7 protein-coding genes are annotated in these 7,185 nt (G+C 59.4%); 4 read left to right on the top strand and 3 right to left on the bottom strand.

The window, feature by feature from the left end:
* Positions 1 to 251 precede the first annotated feature (251 nt).
* The 3 genes from EJA70_RS05740 (at position 252) to EJA70_RS05730 (ending at position 3,085) form a co-directional block, all read left to right on the top strand.
* Positions 252 to 1,565 carry a C4-dicarboxylate transporter DctA gene (locus EJA70_RS05740; protein ID WP_008078580.1) on the top strand — a complete coding sequence of 438 codons (1,314 nt, stop codon included), beginning with the start codon at positions 252 to 254 and terminating at the stop codon, positions 1,563 to 1,565.
* Positions 1,566 to 1,650: 85 nt separating this feature from the next.
* Positions 1,651 to 2,355, top strand: coding sequence for a FadR/GntR family transcriptional regulator (locus EJA70_RS05735; RefSeq protein ID WP_008078581.1), 705 nt, complete (start codon positions 1,651 to 1,653; stop codon positions 2,353 to 2,355).
* Positions 2,356 to 2,374: 19 nt separating this feature from the next.
* Positions 2,375 to 3,085: a GntR family transcriptional regulator gene (locus EJA70_RS05730; RefSeq protein ID WP_158830105.1), complete on the top strand. Its 711-nt coding sequence runs from the start codon at positions 2,375 to 2,377 to the stop codon at positions 3,083 to 3,085.
* 123 nt (positions 3,086 to 3,208) lie between these two features.
* On the opposite strand, the gene yjiA is transcribed toward EJA70_RS05730, so the two are convergent.
* From yjiA to EJA70_RS05715, 3 genes are all read right to left on the bottom strand, one after another.
* Positions 3,209 to 4,180 (bottom strand): GTPase, encoded by a 972-nt coding sequence (yjiA, locus tag EJA70_RS05725; protein ID WP_158830104.1) that lies wholly within the window; start codon positions 4,178 to 4,180, stop codon positions 3,209 to 3,211.
* A gap of 124 nt (positions 4,181 to 4,304) precedes the next feature.
* Complete coding sequence (locus tag EJA70_RS05720) at positions 4,305 to 4,502, bottom strand: YbdD/YjiX family protein (protein WP_003228401.1); 198 nt, start codon at positions 4,500 to 4,502, stop codon at positions 4,305 to 4,307.
* A gap of 15 nt (positions 4,503 to 4,517) precedes the next feature.
* Positions 4,518 to 6,584, bottom strand: a complete 2,067-nt coding sequence (locus EJA70_RS05715) for a carbon starvation CstA family protein (protein WP_008078589.1) — start codon at positions 6,582 to 6,584, stop codon at positions 4,518 to 4,520.
* 159 nt (positions 6,585 to 6,743) lie between these two features.
* On the opposite strand from EJA70_RS05715, the gene EJA70_RS05710 reads away from it, so the two are divergent.
* Positions 6,744 to 7,112, top strand: a complete 369-nt coding sequence (locus EJA70_RS05710) for a PilZ domain-containing protein (protein WP_008078590.1) — start codon at positions 6,744 to 6,746, stop codon at positions 7,110 to 7,112.
* Positions 7,113 to 7,185 lie beyond the last annotated feature (73 nt).

Below are 7,185 nucleotides of genomic sequence, written 5' to 3'. Positions count from 1 at the left end.
CGAAGGCTGCGATCTTTTGATCTTGATTATAAAAACAAGATCAAAAGATCGCAGCCTTCGGCAGCTCCTACATTTGGTTGGTGCCACTGGTCAGACCGGTCATGCCAATTTCGCTGTTTTCACTTGTCATCCTGAAAAAACCGAGCGTAGACTGCGCCTGCACTGGACATACCGGTAAGACCACAATAATTAAGTCCTGAATCTGATGCGCCACGCGCACGGCAGCCAGGACACCGACCAGGATTCCTCCCATGCTCAGATGGTGCTCGCGTTCAATCTTCCTTCAAGTGGTTCTCGGACTGGTGCTCGGCATCGTCTGCGGGCTGACCCTTCCTGAATACTCGGCCCAGCTCAAACCGCTCGGCGACGGTTTCATCAAACTGATCAAGATGCTCATCGGCCTCATCGTGTTCTGCGTGGTGGTCAGCGGTATCAGCGGCGCTGGCGATCTGAAGAAGGTCGGGCGCATCGGCCTCAAGTCAGTCATCTACTTTGAAGTGCTGACCACCATCGCCCTGGTGATCGGCCTGGTGTTCGCCTTCAGCACCGGCATCGGCAGCGGCGCGAATATCCATCTGGAGCAACTGTCTGCGGCCGACATGGGCGACATCGCCCAGCGTGGCCAGCACATGCACACCACCACGCAATTCTTGATGGACCTGATCCCGACCTCGGTGCTCGGCGCGTTCGCCGACAACAACATCCTGCAAGTGCTGCTGTTCTCGGTGCTGTTCGGCAGCGCGTTGAATCTGGTCGGCGAAGCGGCCTCCGGGATCTCCCGACTGATCAACGAACTGAGCCATGTGATTTTCCGCATCATGGGCATGATCGTGCGTCTGGCGCCGATCGGCGTATTCGGCGCCATCGCCTTCACCACCAGCAAATATGGCCTCGATTCCCTGCAACACCTGGGCAGTCTGGTCGGTTTGTTCTACCTGACCTGCATGGCGTTCGTCAGCGTGATTCTCGGTCTGGTGATGCGCGCCTCCGGCCTGCGTATGTGGCCGCTGCTCAAGTACCTGCGTGAAGAACTGCTGATCGTCATGGGCACGGCATCTTCCGATGCGGTGTTGCCACAGATCATGCGCAAACTCGAACACCTCGGCATCGGCAGCTCGACCGTCGGCCTGGTAATCCCCACCGGTTATTCGTTCAACCTCGATGGTTTTTCGATCTACCTGACCCTGGCCATCGTCTTCATCGCCAACGCCACCGGCACGCCACTGGCCATGACCGATCTACTGACGATTCTGCTGGTGTCGCTGATCACCTCCAAAGGTGCTCACGGTATTCCCGGCTCGGCACTGGTGATCCTCGCGGCGACGCTGACCGCCATTCCGGCGATCCCGGTAGTGGGTCTGGTATTGGTGCTGGCCGTGGACTGGTTCATGGGCATCGGTCGGGCATTGACCAACCTCATCGGCAACTGCGTCGCCACCGTCGCCATCGCCCGTTGGGAAAAAGACATCGACGTACAACGCGCCAACAAAGTACTCAGCGGTCAGCAGGGCTACACCTTTCAGCCGCGTAAACCAGCAACTCCCGCGCACCAGCAGGAGTTCTGATTTAACCCTGTAGGAGCTGCCGCAGGCTGCGATCTTTTGATCTCGAGTTTGCGGCACTTCCTCACAGGCAAATGGAGCAAGACCCGTGATCACCACATCAACTGTCGTCAACTCAGTCGTAGAAAAACTCCGCGCCGCCCTCGCCCGTGGCCAATGGCGCTCCGGCGACATGCTGCCGGGCCAGCGCGAACTGGCCGAACAACTGGGCATCAGCCGTCCGAGCCTGCGCGAGGCGGTGATCGTCCTGGAAACCCTTGGCCTGGTGCGTTCGATGCCGGGCAAGGGCGTGGTCGTGCTCGACGCGCAATTGAGCGACAGCCAAAGCCACGACAGCGCAGTCGCCGGGGCCAGTCTCGAAGATGTCCTGCAACTGCGCTACACCCTGGAACCGTTCATCGTCGGTCTGGTGGCGCAGTCGATCAGCAGCAAGGAAGTCGGGCAGTTGCGCCTGACCCTGATGGACATGCGCGAAGCCCTTGAAGCCGGCGACAGCGAAGCCGGGGTCAGCGCCTACATCGCTTTCCATGAAGAGCTGTTCACCCTGACCTCGAACCCGATCTTCCAGAGCGTCGTGCAGCAGACCAGCAACGCCCTCAAGCAAAGCGCCGAAGTGCTGCGCAACTCGCCGGAGCACCTCGCTGAACGGTTAGAGGAAAACGAAGCCGTGGTGCGGGCGATCCGCAGCAAGAACAGCGCCCAGGCCAGCGCCGAAATGCGCCGGCATATTTTGCGCGAAGGTCAGCGGATGGGCATCGAGCTGAATATTCCGGATGACAACCTGAGTCACTGATTCCTATTGGAGACAGGCCATGAACAGTTTCGCTTCAACCTCGCACGCTCAGCCAACTGCCACGCCCCTGCCCTTCTCTCGGCTGTGTGCGCCGGTAGAGGATCTTTATCCGCGACTGTTCGATGCAATTCTCGAACAGCGCATTGATCCGGACAGCCGTTTCACCGAGGACAGTCTGAAGGAGATGTTCAGCGCCAGTCGTGCGGATGTGCGCCGGGTGCTGACACAGTTGTCGCATGAGCAAGTCGTGGTGCTGCGGGCCAATCACCGCCCGCGCGTGGCGGCGCCTGATCGCGAACAAACACGGCAAACGCTGCATGCGCGGCGGCTGGCCGAAAGCACGTTGGTGCGGCTGGCCTGCCAACGTCCGCAGGCCGACGCGTTGAAACGCTTGCGCGGGTTGATCGAGCGCGAGCGTCAAGCGGTTGAGCAAGATCGGCGCGGGGCAGCGATTCGCTTGTCCGGGGAGTTTCATCTGACCTTGGCGCAGATGGCGGGGAATGCACCGTTGGCGCATTTTCTTGGCAGTCTTGTGCCGCTGACGTCGCTGGCGATTGCGCGAAGTGAGTGCCAGACGCATAGCTGTTGCGCATGGCAGGAGCATTTGGCGCTGGTTGAGGCGGTGGAGCGAGGCGATGTTTCCAAGGCCGGCATGTTGATGAATCAGCATCTGGATCATCTTGAGCAGACGCTGCTGGAGTCGACCGTCAAGCATTGTGTTGTCGGTTAAATCGCCATCGCGGGCAAGCCCGCTCCCACAGGTTTATTGATGTCCACACAATCTGTGAACGACAAATAACCCTGTGAGAGCGGGCTTGCCCGCGATGGCGTCAGCCCTGACACCGAAGAACCATCAGGCAGAAGCTACCTTGGCAAACCCCGCCCGAATTTTCTCTTCCGGCAACTCATCGGCAATAAACACGATCACACTTTCCCGCGCCTCTCCCTCGGCCCATTCGGTGTCCCAGTCGAAGCCATAAAGCTTCAACACGCCCTGAAACACCAGGCGGCGATCTTCGCCGGCAATGCTCAGCACACCTTTGTAGCGCAGCAATTGTTTGCCGTGCTCTTCCAGCAGTTCATTCATGAATTCACTGAGCTGATCGATATCCAGCGGCTGATCCGTGCGCAGCACCAGACTGGAAATGCGGTCAATCGACGGCGCCTTGCTCACTGGGCGCAGGCTCAAGCCGCCCCCCAGATCGGCGTTGAGATTGAAGCCACGGACATCAAGCAGTTCAGCCAGATCGATGTTGCCGTGATCAACCACTCGAATCGGCGCGCGGCGGTTGATCCGCGCCAGCCGTTCGCTCAGAGCGGTGAACGTGGCCTCGTCGACCAGATCAGTCTTGCTCACCAGCAAGCGGTCGGCAAAACCGATCTGCGCCTGGGCGATGGTCTGGCTCAGATGCACATCCGCGTGCGCGGCATCGACCAGGGTGATGATGCCGTCGAGCAGGTAACGCTCGCGCAGTTCTTCGTCGATGAAAAAAGTCTGCGCCACCGGTGCCGGATCGGCCAGACCCGTGCACTCGATGACCAGACGATCAAAGGCGATTTCGCCGCTGTCCAGCCGTTCGAGCAGCAGGTACAGGGCTTTGGTCAGGTCGGTGTGAATGGTGCAGCAGACACAGCCGTTGGCCAGGGTCATGACTTGCACGGGTTCGTCGCCGAGCAATTGAGTGTCGATGCCGGCGTCGCTGAATTCGTTTTCGATCACGGCGATTTTCAGGCCGTGCTCGGCTTTCAAAATGTGGCGCAGCAAGGTGGTCTTGCCGGCACCGAGGAAACCGCTGAGTACCGTGACCGGGATTGGGGCTGACAAATTAAATCTCCCTCACGCAAAAAAACTGTAGGAGCCTGGCTTGCCAGCGAAGGCGTCGTCAAGATCGCCTTCGCCAGCAAGCTGTGCTCCTACAGTGCTTGTGTTGCCTGAACCCTCATGTGCCTCAACAGCACTTCGGCCCACCCTTGCCACCGTAACGGGCTTCCTGACGTTCGCGGAAGAACATCTCGTAGCTCATCACCGGTTTGTCCGGGTGTTTGGTTTGCATATGCTCGACGTAGGTGTCGTAGTCGGGCATGCCGACCATCAGGCGCGCAGCCTGACCGAGGTATTTACCGAGGCGACTCAGGTCATTGAACATGCTGCAATCCTCTGGTTACGCATCCGGCAGGGCCTGGAATGGCGATTCTTTATCCGTACGCTCTTTTTTGCCCCAGGCGGCGATGCCGACTTTGAGCGCATAGAACAGGATGCTGAAGACCACGAACAGGAACAGCGCGGTGAGCGTTGCGTTGGTGTAGGCGTTGAAGATCACGTGCTGCATCTGCTCGACGCTTTTTGCCGGTGCCAGCACCTGACCGTTGGCCAGCGCATCGCTGTATTTCTTCGCCAGCGACAGGAAGCCGATCGCCGGGTTGGCATCGAACAGTTTGATGAAGCCCGCCGTTGTGGTGCAGATCAACAGCCAGGTGGCTGGCAGCAGGGTGACCCAAATGTAGCGCTGGCGCTTCATTTTGATCAGAACCACAGTGCCAAGCATCAGCGCGATACCCGCCAGCATCTGGTTGGAAATACCGAACAGTGGCCACAAGGTGTTGATGCCCCCCAGTGGATCGACCACGCCCTGATACAGCAACCAGCCCCACATCGCCACACAACCGGCGGTGGCGATCAGGTTGGCGGTCCACGATTCAGTGCGCTTCAGCGCCGGCACGAAGGAGCCGAGCAGATCCTGCAGCATGAAACGTCCGGCACGGGTACCGGCGTCGACTGCGGTCAGAATGAACAGCGCTTCGAACAGGATCGCGAAGTGGTACCAGAACGCCATGGTGTTTTCACCCGGCAGGACACTGTGCAGGATCTGCGCGATACCGACCGCCAGGGTCGGCGCACCACCGGCACGGGCGAGGATGGTGGTTTCACCAATGTCATGCGCCACGGCTTGCAGCGCTTCCGGCGTGATCGCAAAACCCCAGCTGGAGACCACTTGCGCAACCGATGCGACATCACTGCCGACCACGGCAGCCGGGCTGTTCATGGCGAAGTACACGCCAGGCTCGATCACCGACGCAGCAACCATGGCCATGATCGCCACGAACGATTCCATCAGCATGCCGCCGTAACCGATGTAACGGGCGTTGGTTTCGTTATCCAGCAGCTTCGGCGTGGTGCCCGAAGAAATCAGCGCGTGGAAACCGGAAACCGCACCGCAGGCGATGGTGATGAACAGGAACGGGAACAGACCGCCCTTCCACACCGGGCCGGTGCCGTCGACGAACTGGGTCAGCGCGGGCATTTTCAGCTCGGGCATGGTCACCAGAATGCCGATCGCCAGCGCGACGATGGTGCCGATTTTGAGGAACGTGGAGAGGTAATCGCGCGGCGCCAGAATCAGCCACACCGGCAGCGATGCCGCGACGAAACCGTAACCGACCAGCATCCAGGTAATCTGCACGCCAGTGAAGGTGAACGCCTTGGCCCACACCGGATCAGCGGCAATCTGCCCACCCAGCCAGATCGAACCGAGCAGCAGCAACACGCCGACCACGGAGATTTCGCCGATACGGCCCGGGCGGATGTAGCGCATGTAAATGCCCATGAACATCGCGATCGGGATGGTCGCCATCACGGTGAAGATGCCCCACGGGCTCTCGGCCAGCGCTTTCACCACGATCAGCGCCAGCACCGCGAGGATGATGATCATGATCAGGAAGCAGCCAAACAGCGCGATGGTGCCGGGAATACGGCCCATTTCTTCACGCACCATGTCGCCCAGGGAGCGGCCGTTGCGACGGGTCGACATGAACAGCACCATGAAGTCTTGCACCGCACCCGCCAGCACCACGCCGGCAATCAGCCACAGCGTGCCGGGCAGATAACCCATCTGCGCCGCCAACACCGGGCCGACCAATGGCCCCGCACCAGCGATAGCTGCGAAGTGGTGACCGAAAAGAATGTGTTTGTTGGTCGGCACGAAGTCCAGACCGTCGTTGTTGAGCACGGCGGGGGTTGCCCGACGCGGGTCCAGTTGCATCACATTGTTAGCGATGAACAGACTGTAGTAACGGTACGCAACCAGATAAATGGCCACAGCGGCGACCACGATCCACAAGGCGTTGATCGCCTCGCCGCGGCGCAATGCCACTACGCCCAGGGCGCACGCTCCTACGATTGCCAGCACTAGCCAGGGTAAGTGGCGTAGCAGGCTATTATTATTTTTCATTTTATTATTCCAGCCAGGGTGGACAAGAAAGACAGCCACCCCGAGTTTAGCGCTTACGGCGCCAAAGGCCATACCCCGACGTTGGTCTAGACGCTTTAGCGATTGGCTGGCGCCCGCATTCGCGGTCTATAGTCAGCGAACCTTCATGAGGATTGCGCCATGAGCGAGCACCCAGCCAACCGTCGTCGCTTCAAACGTATTGCGTTCGATGCCAGAACCGAGCTGAGTCAGGGCGAGTACATCTGGCCGGTCAAGCTGATCGACCTGTCGCTCAAAGGATTGCTGATCGAGCGGCCGGAGCCTTGGTTGGGGGATGCCGAGAAGGATTTCTTCGTCGACATTCATCTGAGCGATGACGTCGATATCGAGATGGATGTGCACTTGGCCCATGAAGAGAATGGCCAGTTGGGGTTTGTCTGCCGGCATATCAGTCTGGAGTCGATCCAGCGCTTGCGGCGGTTGATCGAGCTGAACCTGGCTGACGAAGCCGAACTGGAACGCGAACTGGGCGCCCTGATCGAAATCTGATGGTTTCCCCTGTAGGAGCTGCCGCAGGCTGCGATCTTTTGATCTTGAAAACCAAAATCAAAAGATCGCAGCC

The organism is Pseudomonas sp. PB103 (assembly GCF_009764635.1).
Classification (GTDB): Bacteria; Pseudomonadota; Gammaproteobacteria; order Pseudomonadales; family Pseudomonadaceae; genus Aquipseudomonas.
Note: the sequence above shows the minus strand (reverse complement) of the source record. Positions and strands in the feature narration are given on the sequence as shown.